The organism is Paenibacillus sp. GCM10027630 (genome assembly GCF_042676305.1).
Lineage (GTDB): Bacteria > Bacillota > Bacilli > Paenibacillales > NBRC-103111 > Paenibacillus_S.
Window position 1 is genome coordinate 17,748 of the sequence record NZ_JBHTGY010000053.1, and the last position, 18,995, is coordinate 36,742.

Below are 18,995 nucleotides of genomic sequence, written 5' to 3' on the forward strand. Positions count from 1 at the left end.
ATTTATTACTAAGTTTGTATTGCTCAATGAACGGCGGTCTGTGTATGATGAATGTAGAAGTCGCAGCGATGAATAGCTCTGCTTGATTTTTCAGTCACCATAACTTTGTATCTATAAACTTATCCCGAGGGGCAGCGCACATGTATAAGATCATCATAGTTGACGATGAAGATGAAGTAAGAGAGGGCATTGAGCTGAAGACCGATTGGAGTGCATGCGGCTTTGAACTGGCTGGCGCTTTTGAAAATGGGCGTGACGCACTGGATTCTATCCAATCGCTGCAGCCGGATGTGATCATAACCGATATATGCATGCCGTTTATGGATGGTTTGGAGCTGGCTCGGCAAGTCGCGGAGCAATACAGGGATATTGTAGTTGTCATTGTTACCGGGTTCGAGGATTTTGAATATGCGAAGCAGGCTATCAAGCTGAAGGTGAAGGATTATTTGTTGAAGCCCATTAATTCTCAGGAATTCACAAGCTTTCTGTTAACACTGAAGCAGGAGCTGGATGCGCAGCGCCAGAAGAGGGAGGACCTAAGCCATTTGCAGCTGCAGCTTAATCAAAGCCTTCCCCTGTTAAAGGAAAGATTTCTGGAGCGACTGGCTGCCACGGTAATAAAAAAGGAAGAGGTTGAACGCAAATTCAACTATTTTCAGCTGTCATTGAGCGGTCCTGCTTATGTTGCGCTAGTAGGGGATATCGATGGATATATTCGCGATACGCTCATGAGTGGAGATGCGGAAGCAGAGCTGCTGCGGTTCGCTGCTTTTAATATTATGCAGGAAATTTTCGAGAAGGAAAGCGGAGGGATTGTTTTCCGAACGCGTGATGATAAGATCGCTGTGATCTTTCCTGGGAAGTTTGAGGAAATTGAGATGCAGGCGCAAACCTTGGCGGAGCATGCCAGGCACAGCGTACAAAAATATTTGAGGCTGACCGTATCCATCGGCATCGGGCGGGTATGTACGGAGCTTTCATCTATCTCCAAGTCGTTCCAGGGTGCTCTGTCAGCGCTGGATTACCGGTTTCTGCTGGGAAAAAACAGGATTATATCCATCAATGATTTGGAGTATGGAAAAGGAGTCGATAAAGCAGGCTACGATGCTTGGGAGAGAAAGCTGTTAGCCACCATGAAGACGGGCAACAGTCAGCAGGTATCGATTGTGCTGAGTGATGGTATAGAGGAGATGAAGCATTCTTATTCCTCGGTTGAGAACTGCTATGGATCGATCCATAAGCTAATCGCTTCGTTAATGAATCTGGTGGTGGAAACCGGCTTCGACAATGCGGAGGTATTTGGAAGCAATCCGTTCCAGCACATAGCTGGCATGAGAACATTGGATGATGCGAAGCTGTGGCTCGAAGGCATTTGCCATCATATCATCAGTTATTTATCCGAAAGAAGAACGGATGTAACCGAATCTCAGATGAAGCAGGCTGAGGCTTACATACGTGAGAATTATAGTGATGAAGACTTTTCGTTAAATCAGGTGTGCAGCCATATTTTCATGAGTATCAGTTATTTTAGTGCATTGTTCAAGCAGCATACAGGATTAACCTTCGTTGAATATTTGACCCGGGTCCGGCTGGAGAAGGCCAAGGAGCTAATGGCGGTTACCCACCTGAAAACCTATGATATTGCATCGAGAGTAGGCTATGGGGATCCGCAGTATTTCAGTGTCATTTTTAAAAGGCATACCGGGCTGACTCCCAAAGAATATCGATTGGCGCAGAAGGGAAATCTCTCTCTATGAAGTTTTGGAGCTTCTCATTCAAAAGCATTCATACGAATATTGCCATCGCATTTTCCTGTCTGATTCTTTGTACGACAGCTATCTTAAGCTATAATTCTTATCGGCTGTCGGCGGATGCAGTAACTAAAAATTCCTTGGAGTATACAACAGAACTCATCGAACAGGTCAATACGAACATTCAAACCTATATTGGAAATATGGAGAGCATCTCTGCGCTTGCGCTTAGCAATGGCGATCTTCTGCGGTATTTATCGCTATATGATCCAAACACGAATGAGGGAATTGCGCTGGAGAGGCAGCTAGGAAATTATTTTCGATCTATAGTCGCTTCCAGAAATGATATCGCTTCCATCCTATTTGTAGGCTCCAATGGCAGGGCGGTATCGGATCGAGCCTCTGGAAAGCTCAAGTCCTATGGGGAGCTGACGGAGCAGGAATGGTTCAAGGAGGCTCAGCTTGCGCAGGGGCGGGTCGCTATCTCCTCCTCTCATGTGCAGCATGTGTTCCGCAATGAATATACCTGGGTCGTATCGATCAGTCGGCAGCTGATGGGGAACGCAGGAGATGGGCGAACGGGAGTGCTTCTGGTCGATCTGAATTATAACCTGATCAATGACTTATGCAAACAAATTCGACTCGGGCAAAGAGGCTACATCTTTATCCTGGATCCGGCCGGCGATTTGATCTATCATCCACAGCAGCAGATCATTTACACGCAGTTGAAAAGCGAGAACATACCAATGATTCTCAGCTCACAGGATAGCTCGATCATTATAGGCGAAGGCAGCGAGCGGAAAATGTATACCATTCGCACAACGAGCTTCGGCTGGAAAATCGTAGGCGTCACTTATCTCGATGAATTAGTAAGCAACAAGCGTGAAATCCAATTTTCCTCAGCGTTGTGGGGCTTTGTATGTCTCATCATTGCCCTTGCTATATCCATCCTACTATCTTTCACTTTAACCAAACCGATCAAGAAGCTGGATGCTCATATGAAGCAGGTGGAAAAAGGGGATTTTAATATCCGGGCGGCAATCGAAAGCACTAATGAAATCGGGAAGCTGGCGCGTACCTTTAACCTGATGATTGGCAAAATCAAAGATTTAATGAATCAGATTGTATATGAGCAGGAAACAAAACGAATCAGTGAGCTCAAGGCGCTGCAGGCGCAAATCCAACCGCATTTTCTATATAACACGCTGGATTCGATTATTTGGATGGCGGAGATGTCCAAGATGGAGGATGTGGTCAAGATGACCTCGGCCTTGTCCAAGCTGCTGCGTTCCAGTATCAGTAAAGGGGAGGAGCTGGTGCCAATCTCCGTTGAGCTGGAGCATATCCGTAATTATTTGACCATCCAAAATATTCGTTACCGCAATAAGTTTTCGTATACGATTGAAGTAGATCCTTCTATTCTTAACTGCAAAATATTGAAAATCGTTCTCCAGCCCTTGGTCGAAAATGCGATTTATCACGGAATCAAGCATAAAGTCGATACGGGTCATATACGTATTACCGGGCAACAATCAAACGGTGTCGTTATTCTTAAAGTCATTGACGATGGAATTGGGATGGAGTCCGAGAAGGTCAAGACGTTGTTGTCAAATGTTAACTTAACGGAGGGCGGCAAAGGAGTGGGTCTGCATAATGTAAATCAACGGGTTCAGCTGTATTTCGGTGATCCTTATGGCTTGGAGTTTGAAAGCGAGCAGGAAGAGGGCACAACAGCGATTCTGCGAATTCCGGCAATTTGGGAAGGAGAGGATGGGCAATGAGAAGGCTTGCGGGTCTTGCATTTGCTGTTGTCATCATCGCTGCTTCAATCCTGACCTATCAGACATCATCCGGGGGGTACTCCGAGAAAAACAAGCCTATCTTGTTCGTTCCAAAAGCTGTTGGTCAAAAAACAGAGTTTTGGCAGGTTATGAACCAGGGCGTGTTTGCCGCCGCCAAAGAATACGGTGCTGAAGTAAAGGTTGTAGGCACCTCGACTGAAGACGATATTGACGGTCAAATTCGTTTATTGGAGCAAGCGATAGTGGATAAGCCTAAGGCTATTATACTGGCAGCAACTGATTATAATAGAATTGTTCCTGTCGCACAAAAGATTGTCAATGCCGGAATAAAGCTAATTACCGTTGATTCCGATCTGATGGGCGATTTGTCAGCCAGCTTCATTGCCACTGATAACTATGCAGCAGGCCAGAAGGTGGGGCAAGCACTCAAGAGGCGGATTGAACCGGGTGCTACTATCGCTGTTATTAATTTTGTAAAAGGCTCGGCTCCTGCAATGGAGAGAGAAAGAGGGGTAAGAGATAGCCTGAAGGATTCGGATGATCTCCAGGTTCTGGATACATATTACAGTGATGCTTCCGAGGAAAAGGCGTATGCCGTTACAAAAAAGCTGCTGCTAACCCATCCGAGAATTGGAGGGATTGTCGGACTTAATGAGCCATCCACTGTTGGTGCTGCCAAAGCAATAAAGGAAGCAGGCATGCAGATTCCGTTAATCGGCTTCGACAACTCGATGGACGAAATTTCCTTTCTGGAGGAAGGGATCTTACATGCCACTGTAATTCAAAAACCGTTTAATATGGGCTATCTCGCCATTAAAACAGCGGTTCAGGTTATTAATGGAGAGAGGGTCAGCACGAGGATAGACACGGGATCTGAAGTGATTACCAAGAAAGACATGTATACGCATGAAAATCAAAAGCTGCTGTTCCCTTTTGTTGATAAGTAGGGAGGATACATTCGTGTGGGAGGTCTTTCCGAACGCTTTCCCACCAACGGCCCGATCGACTGTTTGACCGACTAATCGACTAGCCGAGCGATCGTTCAATCGACAGACTAAGCAACTGACAAACCAACTGACAAACCAACTGACAAACCAACTGACAAACCAACTGACAAACCAACTGGTCAACCAGCAGACCAACCGACCGATCAACCGACCAACCAAGCGACTGTCCAATCAACGAACGGACCAACCGACAAACAATCAACGAACCGCCCAAGCGATCGTCCAACCAACTGACTGACCGACCGACTAACCGCCCAACTGACAAACAATCAACGAACCGACCAACCGAGAAACAATCAACGAACGAACGGACCAACCGAGAAACAATCAACGAACCAGCCAACCGAGAAACAATCAACGAACCGACCAACCGACAAATAATCAACGAACGGACCAACCGATAAACAATCAACGAACGGACCAACCGACAAACAATTAACGAACCGGCCAACCGACAAACAATCAACAAACGGACCAACCGACAAACAAAATGAGGCCATTTATCCTTACATAAGGCCATGAAGGGATGAAGGGGTAAGTAATAAGTAATAAGTAATAATTAATGAAGGAATTGAAAGGAACGAAAGTTCCTTTATCCCTTCTATGGCCTCCGATATCAGTCAATAGTGGAAGTTATTATTCCTTTATTTAACTAAAATCGGATTCCTATACGCAAAAAACGAGAGATAAAGGAACAAGCAGATGGAATAGGCAGCATGGTGTAAAACAAAAGAAGGGTATGCGTGTAGGAAGCCGGAGTGATAGCGGCCGCCCTAGTAGTCACCTCCGATGACGGCTCACGTATACAGCCTACCATTGAAGATCGTGTACCCACCGCTCCACTTTTAAAAAAAGAGAAAGATTATTTTTACTAAAACGTATGGTGAACTTTCGCTCGCAAGAAAAATGCTGCTGAAGCACGAATGCGTCTTCATTGAGCGGTAGCGAATGGTTAACTGGAATTTCTGGAGCTAATTTACCCATTACATGCTAGATGAGGAGCTTAGCTGGAAAATCTCCTTCTAATATAGGGGATTTTCGGTGTAATGTAATAAAGCAGTGGAATTAACGGGATGTTTTCCAGTTATATGAGAAAATCAGGTAAAAACCCTTAAATTTGCAGGAGAATTTCCCGCTAATTATGAGAGCGTACTTCCCGAGAGAGCGTTGCGGCTTTGCATGGCTGTCTGGCAATTTACTTTCATTAAGGTTTGGCACTGGTGCAAGATGTGTTCCCTTTTGTGGCAAGCCTCATTATCAAAGAAACACGATTTCAACATTTGCCGTAATCCCCCAATCCACGAATCACGAATCCATGAATCCACGAATCCGCGAATCCACGAATCCACGAATCCACGAATCCACGAATCCACGAATCCACGAATCCACGAATCCACGAATCCACGAATCCACGAATCCACGAATCCACGAATCCACGAATCCACGAATCCACGAATCCACGAATCCACGAATCCACGAATCCACGAATCCACGAATCCACGNAACCAACCCACCAACCCACCAACCCACCCACCAACCCACCAACCCACCAGTCCATTCTCTCTCCATGCAAGAGCGTCCGGTTCGTACTTAAAAGTCCTTCAGGATAATTTTCTCTGGCGTTTTTTTAATGTGTATTGAAATCCAATTATACATGGGTTAGGATATAAACAAGCTGTTCTGGTAACGTTACCGGGAAACTGAATTCAGAACTGCAGGAGGTCATTTTAATGTCTTTTCCATTGCAATTTGGCGATAATGGAAGCTTTACGATCGTGCAATTCACCGATTTGCACTGGTATAACGGGGATAGCAAGGACTTACGTACACAGCAATTTATGAGCTATGTCATTGATACAGAGCGTCCTGACTTAATTATCATTACCGGGGATATTATTCACAAGAAAGAGACGCCGGAGCCGTTATCCGCATTTGCCGATGCAGTTTCAACCGTGGTCGAAAGCGGAATTCCATGGGCTTTCGTTTATGGGAATCATGAGTATGAAGCCGGGGTTGATCCGGATCAGCTTGCCGAGCTGCTGACGCAGCTGCCGAACAGCTTGTTTGAGCAAGGGCCCAAGACTATTCAAGGAATTTCTAATTATGTGCTGCGCATACAGTCAAGCCGATCTTCGGCTGTTAGTGCTGCTCTCTATATGATGGATTCGGGAGCCAAAACGGAGCACTCCTTTGGCGGCTCGACATGGTTTCACCATAATCAGGTTGATTGGTATATTCGGCAATCGGCCGCAATGACAGAGGAATGCGGTGGCGAGCCGCTGCCAGCGCTTGCTTTCTTCCATATCCCACTGCCTGAATATAGAGAAATATGGGATTACAACATCTGCTATGGTAGTAACAACAAGGGAATCAGCTGTCCCAAGATTAACACAGGCATGTTTGCAGCTATGGTAGAAATGGGGGATGTGATGGGGACCTTTGTCGGTCATGACCACCTGAACGATTATTATGGTGACCTGCATGGCATCCGGCTTTGTTTTTCACGGTTAAGCGGCTTTAATGCAAAAGGACCGGATGATTTTCTGCGCGGGGCCCGCATGATTCGTTTAGTTGAAGGGGAGCGGAGCTTCGATACATGGCAGCGGCTTGAAGACGGCAGTGTGATTAGTGATCCAGTCGAGCATATACCGCAGGTGGTTGATCCATTTGGGAAGAGATAGCCTGCTTCATCTAGAGACAAGCTAATGAAAAATGTGAATTGACAAAAGGGGGATATTATTTTACAATTTTGGTAACGTTTCCGGTAACGTTACCAAAATAAGATGGAGGATGTGATACTTTAACCAAATCTGCTTCTGAACTTGTGAATGCAGCAGCAAGTTGGGATCGCAATTGCTTTTATAAATGCTAGGCAGTATGAAATTGCAGTCTTCATAAATGCATGGAAGCATACACCAACAAACGTTATCTCACACTCTTACTCTTACAACTTACGTTTTTATACTGAATTTCTCAACACATTTCCTGAGCTCTAGAGGAAAATTATTTTTAGCCAATGAGAAAGCGCTTACCCCTACCAACCGCTTTGATTTGCCAAAGAAAGAGGTGATGGCATCTTATGATGAACATCCTCGTCATAACTATAGACCAGCTGCGTTGGGATGCACTTTCCTGCGCTGGCAATAAGGAGATAGAAACACCGAATATCGATAGGCTGAGCATGGAAGGTGTGAGATTTACACATGCATTTACGAATGCACCCGCTTGTATGCCAGCGCGCTCCTCTCTTCTGACCGGCCGCTTCCCCCATGCTCATGGGGTTCGTGGCGGCGGTGTTCGATTATCGGAGCAGGAGGTGACGTTTCCGCAAATATTGAGCCAAAGGGGTTATCATACGGCCCATATCGGCAAGCTGCATGTGCAGAATCATACGTACCGTGATCATACCGCTCCGCATCCGAGCTATGGATACCGGACGCTGCAGGTGACCGATGAGCGGGGAACCTATCGTGATCCTTACACACAATGGGTCGAACGAAACCATCCCCAATATGCTGAAGCAGTGCGGATTGAGCCGGGGGCGACCCGAGTACGCAATCAGACGGACCACCTTTCGGTTAACGGTAGCTTTCCTTCTGAAGCTTCACATAGCCGCTGGGTAAGCGAAGCCTCGATCGAATTTTTGCGAGAGTTTGGTTCGGCTCCGTTTATGCTTTGGACCAGTTTTTTTGATCCGCATTCTCCTTTTATTGTTCCTTCAGATTTGTTGGGCCGTTATGATCCGAACGAACTCTCACTCCCAAGAAACTGTGAAATTACCGCAGAGAACGAAGCAGTGATTCGGCAAAAGAAGGCAGCCTATTACACCTTGGTTTCTCATGTTGATGATTGTATAGGCAGGCTTATGGCTTATTTGGATGAATCGGGGCTCTCCGAACGGACGGCGGTATTACTCTCCAGCGATCACGGGGAATTTCTTGGAGATTGGGGGCGTTGGGGGAAGGGCAGATCGGAGGATGAGAGCATCCGCATTCCCTTGATTGTCAGAACGCCGGACATTATGGACAGAGGCAGAGTTGTAGACGACGTCGTCCAGTTGTTTGATCTGGCACCAACGATTTGCGACTTGACTGGCAGTATGAAGCCGCATTCCATGCAAGCGAGAAGCTTGCTGCCTTTGCTAAAAGGGGAGGAGGATGCGGGCAGGGTTCCCTTTGCTCTGATTGAACTGAATACGGAGGTATCAAGAACCGACACGGCGGAGGTATTCGAAAAAACACTTCGCAGCCAGGAATACCGCCTGACCATCTGGAGCAACCAGGAGAAGGGTGTCATGTACGATCTAAGGCTGGATCCGCTTCAATTGAATAATGTGTGGAGTGATCCAGGCTATCAAAAGATTCGCGATAAGTTGATATGGGAGCTGCTGCAGCGGTTGATTCAAACGGAAAATACGCTGCCGGTACGCACGAATCCATTTTAATGAGGAATGGGAAGGGGCATATTGCAAATGACGAATGGACATGATCAGGATTCCGGCCAAGCCGGTACAGGAAAGAAAGATAACCTGAAGGTGAATCAATTAATCGACGTGGACAACATCCATGTGCTGCCAAAACGGTTTCGAATGACCACTACACCCATCCAATCCATTGACGGGAACCAGCTGAACCTGACAGGACTTGCCGAATTAAAAGCGTCAGGGAGCGGGATGTTTTCCCAAAAAGGATTGCAATGCATAGCTCAGACGATCGGACATACACCAATTACGATAGTGGATTTGCGACAAGAGAGCCATGGCTTTGTTAACGGAATGGCTGTTAGTTGGTATGGTCCGAATAATGGTACGAACAAGGGACTGAATGATAACGAGGCTAGAGATGCGGAAAGACTTGTTTTGGATGGTCTGATTGCATCGCCTTCCATCATTTTTGATCAATTGGAGGGGAAGTCGGTTAATCTGGCTGAACCTGTAATCAATCCGAAGACGGTTCTAACGGAGAAGGAGTTGGTAATCGGAGAAGGCTTGGGCTATCAACGTTTTTTCGTTACGGACCATCATCGCCCATTGGATGTGGTCGTCGATCAATTCATTGATTTTGTGAAAGCGCTGCCGGCGAATACGTGGCTTCATTTTCACTGCCGGGGAGGCGTCGGGCGTACAACCTCATTTATGCTGATGTATGATATGCTGCGGAATTCGGGAGAGGTGAGCAAGGAGGACATTATACGGCGTCAAATTCAAATCGGTGGTAAAGATATGAAAAGCGTCGATCCGAACGATACGTTTAAATATGAACCGGCTATGGAGCGCCTTGCTTTTATTCATACTTTTTACGAATACTGTATTCATGTTCATGGAGGGTTTGAGGGGAACTGGTCGAGGTGGCTTGAAGGTAAGAAGTCCGCATCTTAACTTGAAAGAGATGAATGAAAGAGATGAAGTGATCAGTTATGAAGCTGGGTTTTTCATTACAAAGCCTTGCGTTTTTCGGAGGTGCCGGTAAGAATAGCAGCAGCGAATGGATTGCACATTATGAAAGTATCGAGCTATTCCTGGACGTGCTCAAAGCAAGCGGAATCACATCTATTGAGCTAAGGTATTTACCACGCTCAGGGAATCCCCGTGTATACCGTGAAATTATCGAGCTCATCTGGGGCATGGGGCTTGTGCTGACGGTACAAGGGGAAGTCGCAGGCACTGCCCGGGGATCTTGCTTTGCGGAGATCTATCCGTCGATGTCATTCATCCTCAACCATTTTCACAAATACCAATCTACTCTTCTGATGACGCTTCCGCTTGTGGATGCCTGGGCTGCCAAAGTTTCCAATGCTGAGTGGCATGAGCAAACGGTCAGGCTGCTTCGTCATTGGACGGAGATTGTTACCGCTGAGGAGCTGCCTATTACTTTTGCCTTAGAAAACAGCAAGCTTAGCTCGGACGGTTCTATTCCCGGTTGCCCATTAGAGAGAATGCTTCGTATCGTAGAGGATATCGAAAGCCCGTCTGTCGGTATTTGTTGGGACCTTGGAGCTTATTATGCCGAGCAGCTGCGAATATCCGGGCACGCTCATCCAATTGAGCGATATGGCGGAGAATTACCTTCTCCCTCCTTTATAAAACGGGTTTCTCATACCCATCTACATGGTGTTGCTTCAAATGGCATTCATAATCCGCTGATTGAAAAAGCAAGTCTGCCGCTCGAAACGTACACGGATGTTCTACGGACATCAGGCTATGAGGGAATTTACAATTTGGAGCTCACGATGGACAAATGCTCAGGAATGTTTGAACCCTGCGACTTAATATTCGGATCAATAAGAAGAGTGAAGCAGGCCCATATCCGACCGTCCAAAAGCTATCGCGGAATGTAGGAGGCAGGAGCTGACCTGGAAAACAAGACGGAGGGGTGCCATATGGGAACAGAAGCATCCGCGAACACAGATACAGAGGATGTCCGGATCTCAAAGGTCTTTATTCCCGCAGTACAATTTTTAAATGGATTGAGCTTTTTACAGAAGTTTATGGTTGTGGGCTTGATCTTTATCATTCCTATTGTCGTATCGGCTTACTTATTTATTTCGGATGTGTCGGATGATATCCATTTCACCGTTAAGGAAGCGGAAGGTATCCTTCCAATCAAGCTGCTAATGGAACTCCAGATGGAGCTTGAGGAGCATCGGAGTCAGTCCATCCGTTATTTGAACGGTGCAACCTCAATGAAGGCCAAGATGGATGAGCAGAAAGCGGCAGTTGAGGAGAAAATGAGCGCGTTGAAGGCTTGGAACGATGCCTATGGCGCTACCTATGACACAAAGGATAAATGGAAGACGCTTCAGGAGGACTGGTACTACACCAAGCTGCAAATTTATACGGCTGGATATGAGCAAGGGATAGACACGCATAAGAAGCTGATAAGGGACATAGAGGATTACTGGAACACGATATCGGAAACATCGCAATTGAATCTGGATGCCCACCCGGAGGTTCATTTATTGTTGGATACCGCTACACAGCTCTTCAATCAAACGGAGCGTACGAATCTGCTTTCCACAATCGGGCAAAGTGTAGTGGTTTCCAGGCAAATGTCCGAGGCCAACCGGGAGCTTCTGACCAAAGAAGCAAGCTTTAAAAGACTTCAAGCGATTAAAACCAATCTGCGCAAAATGGAAAATAAAGATACGGTAAAAGCCTTGGAGGCTCTGCATGGAGACTTTCAGCAAAGCAATAACACGCTTGTCGATAACATCCAGCTTCAGCTGCTGTCCAAAGACAAAGAACATGTATTTGATATGGGAAAAGACTTAGCGGCATTGGGAGAGCGCGCCTATCAGACCGATACGGAGCTGTATAAAGCTGTGCTGATTCAATTGGAGCGAAGCGTCCAGGCCAAGCTTGTAACCTATCAATGGCAAAAAAATTCACTGCTGGCCGTTGCTATTGGCTTTATTGCCATTAATGTTTATTTATTTGTGTCACTGTATTTGTCTATTCGCAGAACGGTTCGATTCATGGCCATTGGTTCAATGAAGCTGGCTTCCGGCGATTTCACCGTTCGGGTACCATTGGAGACAAAGGATGAGCTTAGAACGATCTGTGCCGCATTCAATGGAACCGCAAAATCGCTTACAACCATTATTGAATCCAATCTCAAGGCAGCGGAAGAAATGTCAGTATTGGCGCATCAGCTTGCAGCAGGTTCATCCGATTCGTCAGAAAGCAGTAAGGATGTGTCGGCAGCTTTTAACCTTATCGCCGAAGGGGCACGAATGCAGTTGGATTTTGCCAAGCAATCGGCTGTTCAGATGGCGGATATGGCAACGGGTATCCAGCATATGGCGGATAGTACGGCTGTTGCTTCGGACGAAGCGGTTAAAACGACGAATGAAGCAGAGACGGGGTATCAGTCAATTAGTGATGCTGTCCAGCAAATGAATCAGATTAAACAATCTATAAGCCAGCTGGGGTTTATGATTAAGGGGCTGGAAGAGGGCTCGGCGGATATCGGCAAATCGGTCGATGATATCCGGGATATTGCTGCGCAAACCAATCTGCTCGCTCTTAATGCAGCTATAGAAGCAGCTCGGGCGGGGGAGCATGGCCGTGGCTTTGCTGTCGTGGCCGCACAGGTGCGCAAGCTGTCAGAGCAATCCGCAGCAGCAGCCCTGACCATTACAAAAGTCGTGCAAGTTATACGACAAGCTGCGGCATCATCAGCGATGCAGATGAAGGAGGGCGCTGTTGAAGTCGAGAAGGGCATCCTTCTGGTTCATCAGACGGGCAATCAATTCCAGAGCGTTCTGCAATCTATTGGGCATCTTTCCGGACTCATTCAGAGCATCTCTGCGACCTGCGAGCAGTTTTCTGCGGGAACTGACGAGGTGGCCCATGATTTACAGGAAATGCTGTCTATTGCCCAATCGACAGCTGCCAGTGCCGAGCAAGTCTCCGAGGCATCATTACGCCAAGTGGCTTCAGCGAAGGAGAACATGGGCTCGGCACAATATTTGGATGAGCAGTCGAAGCAGCTAAAGCAAAGCATGGCAACATTTATTGTTTGAACGTTGCTGCTTGAACGTCGCTCTGGTTGCTAGGCAAGCCTTTTTACAAGCTTCGAGCAAGTTTCAATTGACAAACAAGGTGATTTGTCATAAGATTTTGGTAACGTTACCGGAAACGTTACCAAAGGAGATTCAGCACTATGCCAACCATAAAAGATTTAGCTAAGGAATTAGGAGTATCCGTATCAACTGTCTCGAGAGCATTGAATAATCATCCAGATATACGGCAAGAAACGAAGCGGGAAGTTTTGGAGGCAATGAAGCGTATTAACTACACGCCGAACGCTTTGGCAAGAAGCCTGATTCAGCGCAAGTCGAATACGATCGGATTGATGATTCCGGATATTACGGATCCTTTCTTCTCCGCTATGGCTCATGATGTTGAAGAGGTGCTATCGGATAACGGGTATCTAGTCATCTACGTGAATACTTCCCGTCGCCCTGATAAAGAAAAGAGATTTTTGACCAGCGTGCTGGAGCGGAAGATGGACGGTATCATCGTCACACCGGATTTTCTTGATGAGGATGGAATTGAACTGCTGCAGAGGCTGAAAATTCCTGTTGTTTTCCTCCGCAGACGTCCGCCGCAACAATTGGAAATGCCTTTCGTCGATGTCGATCACTACGAGGGCACTTGCAACGCAATGGATTACTTATTCTCTTTAGGACATAAAGAAATCGGATTTATTGGAATGCCTCCCTATTCCTTCACCGGTAAAGAACGGTATCGCGGTTATATAGATAGCCTCAAGAAGCAGGGAATTGAGCCCGCTGAGAAGGGTATTATATGGGACGGAAGGACGATGCAGTGCGGATCGCGTTCCATGGGTAAGCTGATGGAAGACTATCCGGCTATGACGGCGGTGTTCGCTGCTAACGATCTTCTGGCCATCGGAGCTCTGGAGTGGCTGGCTGAGCACAAGATTTCCGTACCTGGACAAATGAGCGTTCTTGGCTTCGATAACCTGGAGGTAAGCAATCTTCATTGGATTAAATTAACGACAGTTGCGCAGCCTCGCCAGGAGATGGGCCGCAAAGCAGCTGAGCTGCTTATGCAGATGCTGCTGGAGAACCGGTTGACAGCGGATTCCATCTTGTTGAATACACAGCTAATCGTCCGACAAACCTGTTCGGAGGCAAGAATATAGTTGAATAATAAGCGCGGGGGGAGGAGAGATTTTTTTGCCAGACAATGCGAATAAACAAGTCGAAGCTTCACGAATTAATCTGGTGGTAGAAAGAAATAACGACAAGAACGCGCTGCCCAAAAGATTTCGAATGTCAAGAGATGCCGTAACTGCTGATCAGGCTGGCGGCAGTCTCCCGGATCTTACAGGATTCACAGAGCTAAGGGCATCGGCTAGCGGGCAGTATTCACAGCGCGAGCTGCAAACGATGAAAGAGACTATCGGTGATTTCCCTATCATCCTCGTAGATTTGCGGCAGGAGAACCACGCCTTTGTCAATGGGATGGCGGTCAACTGGTTTGGTTTGCATAACGGAGCTAACAAAGGGTTAACCAACGTTGAGGTGCTTGTCAAAGAGAAGCAGCTGTTGAACGGTTTAATAAGTCAGAGTTCCATTACCTTTGACGAAGTGGCAGGCAAGTCGGTGGATATAGGGGGACCTGTTCAGGATCCCAAGCAGGTTCTGAGTGAGGAGGAGCTTGCGCTAACGGAAGGTCTTGGGTACAAACGTTTCTTTGTAACAGACCACCATCGTCCATTAGACGCGGAAGTAGATCGTTTTATCGAATGGGTGAAAGCGCTTCCTAATGATGTTTGGCTTCATTTCCATTGTCGCGGTGGTGTTGGGCGGGCCAGTACCTTCTTCTGTATGTACGATATGATGAGAAATGCGGATAAGGTTGGCTTCGAGGATTTGACACAGCGTCAAATGCGTATCGGAGGCAGAGATTTTCAAAGAATGGATCCGCTTGATACCTACAAATATGAAGCAGCAGTGGAGCGATTAAATTATGTCAGACAGTTTTATGATTATTGTGTAAGCCATATTCACGAAGGATATGCAGAATCATGGTCACAGTGGATCGATAAAGAATGGGGGAATAACGATGCAACAGATGAAGCGGGCAGCAGCTAGAACGGCTTTAATTATGGGGTTATGCTCCAGTGTATTGGCTATGAGCGCCTGTGGCTCCACCTCAACAGGCAGCGGGGGCGGAGAGAAGAATGCAGCAGCTCCAAGCGCAGCTTCATCGTCTTGGGCGGTAAGCGCGGGCCTTAACAAGACGGAAACGGCCGATGAGCTGTATGCCAAAGCGAAGGGTGAGGGCTCCGTTGTTCTTTACTCTATGTCGAGCCGGGTCAGCGACGTCAAGGACTCCTTCGAGGCCAAGTACCCGGGGATTAAGCTCGAAGCTTACAACATCAGCTCAGTCGATATGCTTGAAAAGCTGATCAGAGAGCATGGGGCTGGCATCTACAATGCCGATGTTATTTTCACGAAAGATACGGGCGGCACATTTACGATGGAGCTGTTGAAAAAAGGCATTGTACATAAATACATGCCAAGCGATATCGTAGGCAAAATGCCGGAGCCGTACAAGAGCCAAGTAGAGGGCTTGGTGCCTTACGTTGAAGCCAGAGGCATTTTCTACAATGCCGATGTGTACAAAACACCTCCGATCACCAACTGGTGGGATCTTACGACACCGGATTGGAAAGGCCGTGTAATGCTGAGCGACCCGATGAAATCGGCCGACACAATGGACTTGTTTCTAGGTATGGTTCAAAATTCGGATGATATGAAGCAGGCCTACAAGGATAAATTCGGCAAAGACATTGAATTGAATGGATCACCTAATGCAGGTTATGAATTCATCAAACGACTTTCCAAAAACGACCTTATTTTAACTAATTCAGGCGGCGATATTGTCAAAGCTGTTGGTAAACCGGGTCAGGCGAAGCCGCCAATCGGGCTTGCAGTGTCCACGAAGCTAAGAGAAGCACAGGGTCAAGGATTGAAGCTAGGCGTTTCGTATGATGTGAAGCCGAAGGTTTCCCAGGTCGAGCAGGCTCTGCTGTATGTAGGCGATCAGTCGAAGCATCCCAATGCGGCTAAATTGTTAATCCGTTGGATGGCAGGCGAAGCGGATGGCAAGGCTGCAGGTCTCAAGCCGTTCAATATTGCAGGAGCATGGGCTACGCGTTCGGATGTTACGCAGGTAGAAGAATTACCGCTGTCCAAGCTGAATGTATGGAAGTATGATCCGGTATTCTTTTATGAGAATTCACCTAAAATACGTGATTTCTGGTTGAAGCAGCAGTAGCGATTAACAGAAAGCCATAGCTAAAGCTCAGTTTATAGAAATAATGTTGTAAACGCCTTCAAAATGATGGATTGGATTTGTAATCAAAATCGAGTCGGAGGTTATAGGCTAATGAGGAAAAAAGGGAAGGTTGCCGGGTCGTTTCTAACCGGGCTGGCTTTAATGGTTATGCTTGCGGCTTGCAGCACCAAAACAGAGAATGGCAGCGCTCAAGACGCTGGCAATAAGCCTGCAGCCAAAGGAGATGTAACAGCGGCCTCCGAATGGGCCGAGAAGAACGGGTTGAATAAAACGGAAACGACCGATGAGCTGTATGCGAAGGCCAAGGGGGAAGGCAAAGTTGTCGTCTACTCCCAGTCGAGTCGGATCAAGGACGTGAAGGCTACCTTTGAAGCGAAATATCCCGGCGTGAAGGTTGAAGCCTTCAATATGTCCACCAACGACATCGTGGAGAAGGTTATTCGGGAGCAAGGGGCAGGCATCTACAATGCCGACGTTATTTTCGTCAAGGATGCGAGCGGAGCGGTGACAACGGAGCTGACTACCAAGAAGCTGGTACACAAGTACATCCCGAAGGATCTTTCCGAGAAGATGGTTGAGCCGTATAAGAGCAAGAGCAGCGGATTGGTACCCTACTTCAGCTTGCGGGCGATCTTTTACAATACCGATGTATACAAAACGCCTCCAGTCACGAATTGGTGGGATCTGACGCAACCGGAATGGAAAGGCAAAGTGCTGCTGAACGACCCGATCGATTCCGCGGACATGATGGATTTATTTTTGGCTATGGTGCAGCATTCCGATGAAATGAAGCAGGCCTACAAGGATAAATTCGGCAAGGAAATCGTCCTTAACGGTACGGAAAATGCAGCTTACGAATTTTTTAAACAATTTTTGAAAAACGATCCGGTTCTGATGAAGTCGAGTGATGAAGTTGTCGAGGCGGTTGGAGTAACAGCGCAAGGCAAGCCTCCTATCGGCATAGGCGCATCCAGTAAATTAAGGGATGTCATTGAGAAAAAGCTGAGCATTGCGGCTACGTATGATGTGAAACCAAGAATTTCTGTAGTGGGTCCATCTTACTTGTACGTTGCCGACAAAGCGCCGAATGTTAATGCAGCCAAGCTAATGATCCGTTACATGGCGGGAGAAGCTGACGGGAAATCCGATGGCTTCAAGCCTTTCAACGTCATGGGCTCCTGGTCAACGAGAACCGATAACGGACGCACCGATCAATTGCCTATCGACAAGCTGAATGTATGGGACTATGACTCGGATTATTTTTATAAAAACTTCGTCAAGTTCAGAGAGTTCTGGTTGAAGATGCAGTAAAGGTGTTGCTGGAATGAATGATGTGTGCAGTACCAAATTAAGGAGAATAGGGGTAGTCAGATGAAAAAAGTGAGGAATATTTCCGCATTGCTACTGACCTTCACCATTGTACTCGCAGCCTGCAGTAGTTCAACTCCAACACCGACAGCAGCATCAGATAAAAAGACAACAGGCGGAGCAGCCAGTGCCGGAGGAGCCGTGAAATCCGAATGGGCCGAAAGCGCGGGACTCTACAAAACAGAAACCGTCGAAGAGCTGTATGAAAAAGCGAAAAAAGAAGGGAAAGTCACTGTATACTCCACATCAGGCCGAATCAATGATGTAGAGAAAACGTTCGAGAAGAAGTATCCCGGCATCGATATTGAGGCATTCGATCTCAAGTCCAATGTCATCATGGATAAGGTCATTCGGGAGCAAGCCGCAGGCATATTCAATGCCGATCTTATCCTGACCAAAGAAGTGGGAGGCGGCATTGAAGAAGAGCTTGTCAAAAAAGGCATGCTGTTCAAGTATTTGCCAAGCGACATAGCCGCCAAGATTCATGAGCCTTACAAAAGCGAGGGTATTGCCTTCGTGCCTTACATGGAATTCCGTACTTTGTTCTACAACACGGAGCAGAATAAAACGCCGCCGGTTAACAACTGGTGGGATTTGACCACACCTGAATGGAAGAACAGAGTACTTATGGTCGATCCGCTGCAATCACCGGCCCAGATGGATATGTTCGTAGCGTTCGTCGTTAATTCGGATGATATGGCTAAGGCTTATAAGGAGAAATTCGGCAAGGATATCGTCCTTAACGGTACGAAAAATGCGGGCTATGAATTTCTGCAGCAGTTTTATAAAAACGCGATTCTCGTCAAAAGCAGTGTAGATGGTCAGGATGCGGTGGGTAAAGCTGCTCCGAACAAACCGGCTCCTGTGTTCATCGGAGTTTCTGGGGATATCCGTAAAATGTCGGAAAAAGGCTTGAAAGCAGACATCATTTGGGATATGAAGCCTAAACTATCCGTTGCTGACGAAGGGCTGTTGTTCGTAGGCAATAAAGCTCCTCATCCGAACGCTGCAAAGCTGCTGGTTCGTTGGATGGCCGGTGAAGCGGACGGCAAAGGCGAAGGAACGATGCCGTTTAATGAAATCGGTTCATGGATGACCCGAACGGATGTGCAGCATAAAAATGCGAAAAACATCAATGAGCTTAATATTTGGCAGTACGACAGCGAAAAGTTTTATAAGGTTTATCAGGATGTAGTGAACTTTTGGATAAAGAATCAGTAACCATTCGGAA

13 protein-coding genes are annotated in these 18,995 nt (G+C 46.9%); all 13 read left to right on the forward strand.

Annotated features, from left to right (window positions below):
* Nucleotides 1-140: 140 nt before the first annotated feature.
* Entirely contained in the window at nt 141-1,757 is a 1,617-nt protein-coding gene (locus tag ACFQ0C_RS25645; RefSeq protein ID WP_379370812.1) for a response regulator, read from the forward strand.
* The gene (locus ACFQ0C_RS25650) at nt 1,754-3,532 is read left to right on the forward strand and encodes a cache domain-containing sensor histidine kinase (RefSeq protein WP_379370814.1); all 1,779 of its coding nucleotides are present in this window, start codon (nt 1,754-1,756) and stop codon (nt 3,530-3,532) included. The genes ACFQ0C_RS25645 and ACFQ0C_RS25650 overlap by 4 nt, the downstream gene beginning before the upstream one ends.
* Nucleotides 3,529-4,500, forward strand: coding sequence for a substrate-binding domain-containing protein (locus tag ACFQ0C_RS25655; protein WP_379370816.1), 972 nt, complete (start codon nt 3,529-3,531; stop codon nt 4,498-4,500). The genes ACFQ0C_RS25650 and ACFQ0C_RS25655 overlap by 4 nt, the downstream gene beginning before the upstream one ends.
* A 1,790-nt stretch (nt 4,501-6,290) precedes the next feature.
* Complete coding sequence (locus tag ACFQ0C_RS25665) at nt 6,291-7,241, forward strand: metallophosphoesterase family protein (protein WP_379370818.1); 951 nt, start codon at nt 6,291-6,293, stop codon at nt 7,239-7,241.
* Nucleotides 7,242-7,639: 398 nt separating this feature from the next.
* Complete coding sequence (locus ACFQ0C_RS25670) at nt 7,640-9,004, forward strand: sulfatase family protein (RefSeq protein ID WP_379370820.1); 1,365 nt, start codon at nt 7,640-7,642, stop codon at nt 9,002-9,004.
* A gap of 27 nt (nt 9,005-9,031) precedes the next feature.
* Nucleotides 9,032-9,937: a protein-tyrosine phosphatase family protein gene (locus tag ACFQ0C_RS25675; protein ID WP_379370822.1), complete on the forward strand. Its 906-nt coding sequence runs from the start codon at nt 9,032-9,034 to the stop codon at nt 9,935-9,937.
* Between the two features lie 38 nt (nt 9,938-9,975).
* A complete protein-coding gene (locus ACFQ0C_RS25680) occupies nt 9,976-10,896 on the forward strand; it encodes a sugar phosphate isomerase/epimerase family protein (protein ID WP_379370824.1) in 921 nt (306 codons plus the stop codon).
* A 42-nt stretch (nt 10,897-10,938) separates the two neighbouring features.
* Nucleotides 10,939-13,083, forward strand: coding sequence for a methyl-accepting chemotaxis protein (locus ACFQ0C_RS25685; RefSeq protein ID WP_379370826.1), 2,145 nt, complete (start codon nt 10,939-10,941; stop codon nt 13,081-13,083).
* Between the two features lie 140 nt (nt 13,084-13,223).
* Nucleotides 13,224-14,231, forward strand: coding sequence for a LacI family DNA-binding transcriptional regulator (locus ACFQ0C_RS25690; protein WP_379370828.1), 1,008 nt, complete (start codon nt 13,224-13,226; stop codon nt 14,229-14,231).
* Nucleotides 14,232-14,265: 34 nt separating this feature from the next.
* Entirely contained in the window at nt 14,266-15,186 is a 921-nt protein-coding gene (locus tag ACFQ0C_RS25695; protein ID WP_379370830.1) for a phosphatase domain-containing protein, read from the forward strand.
* Nucleotides 15,158-16,375: an ABC transporter substrate-binding protein gene (locus ACFQ0C_RS25700; protein ID WP_379370832.1), complete on the forward strand. Its 1,218-nt coding sequence runs from the start codon at nt 15,158-15,160 to the stop codon at nt 16,373-16,375. The genes ACFQ0C_RS25695 and ACFQ0C_RS25700 overlap by 29 nt, the downstream gene beginning before the upstream one ends.
* Nucleotides 16,376-16,486: 111 nt before the next feature.
* Nucleotides 16,487-17,707 (forward strand): ABC transporter substrate-binding protein, encoded by a 1,221-nt coding sequence (locus ACFQ0C_RS25705; RefSeq protein ID WP_379370834.1) that lies wholly within the window; start codon nt 16,487-16,489, stop codon nt 17,705-17,707.
* 60 nt (nt 17,708-17,767) lie between these two features.
* Nucleotides 17,768-18,985 (forward strand): ABC transporter substrate-binding protein, encoded by a 1,218-nt coding sequence (locus ACFQ0C_RS25710; RefSeq protein ID WP_379370836.1) that lies wholly within the window; start codon nt 17,768-17,770, stop codon nt 18,983-18,985.
* The last annotated feature ends 10 nt before the right edge of the window (nt 18,986-18,995 follow it).